Annotated in this window: 1 protein-coding gene; it reads right to left on the reverse strand. The window is 44.9% G+C overall.

The window, feature by feature from the left end:
* Positions 1-805, reverse strand: an 805-nt coding sequence (locus RM556_RS17295; protein WP_311375214.1) for an IS110 family transposase, incomplete at its 3' end; no start/stop codon positions are given.
* Positions 806-920 lie beyond the last annotated feature (115 nt).

Here is a 920-nt window from a genome sequence, read left to right on the forward strand (position 1 = left end):
CACTAGGAACCAAGCCTAAGAAGCTCATTAACTGTCTTGGATGCTCAAATCGTGTTAGGTCTCCAAGCTCAGCAACCATACCGGCGGCCACGAGTAAGGCGACACCACGCATAGCTTGAACAGCTTTCACCACGGGGAAGTATCGCCACTGCATAATGTGATGAGCAAGCTGATTGTTTAGCCGTTCAAGGCGAGCAACCCGCTCACTAATGGTATTGAGGCTCTCTTGTAAGACAATGTGTTGAGCGGGGTGAGGTAGCACGAGTTCGGTTAGCCAACGTAAATGCTTAGCTGACCAGTTAGCGGTGCCTGGATAATTGATGTTATTGCGTAGCAGAAGGGCTTTTAATTGTCGCCTGGCATCATTTAAGTCACGCATCGCTATTTCACGAATGCGAGATAAGTCTCTTACTGCTTCATCTTCGGGCTCAGGCACATAAATAGGCGATACATCACAATTCTTAATAGCGTATGCCAATCTCAAGGCATCGCGCTTATCCGTTTTTACCTTATCACTTGGTTTCTTGGGAATAAGAGACGGCGCGACTACGTAACAAGGATGGCCGAGCGATGTAATGAGGCGATATATCCAATATCCACAAGGGCCGGCTTCGTACACAAAGTGCAAAGTGGCGTGCGGAAATTTCGATTCAAATTGTCGAATGAGTTTTTTAATGGATACTTTTGTGGTGGATATTCTGCCCTGTTGGGTAGCTTTACCTTGAAAACCGTCTTCAAGCGAAGCGACTTCAATAAACTCTTTATGGGTATCCAATCCTACAAAAACTATGTTATTTTTAGTCATGCTGACCTCCAGTATTTAATGGTTCGAACATTAATTATGGCTCTGGTCTCGTTTTATACGCAACTAACCCACGACATCTGGAGGTCAGTACCTAATGAAGAGTCATTATGTCTAT

Source organism: Alteromonas sp. W364, from assembly GCF_031846205.1.
Classification (GTDB): domain Bacteria; phylum Pseudomonadota; class Gammaproteobacteria; order Enterobacterales; family Alteromonadaceae; genus Glaciecola; species Glaciecola blandensis.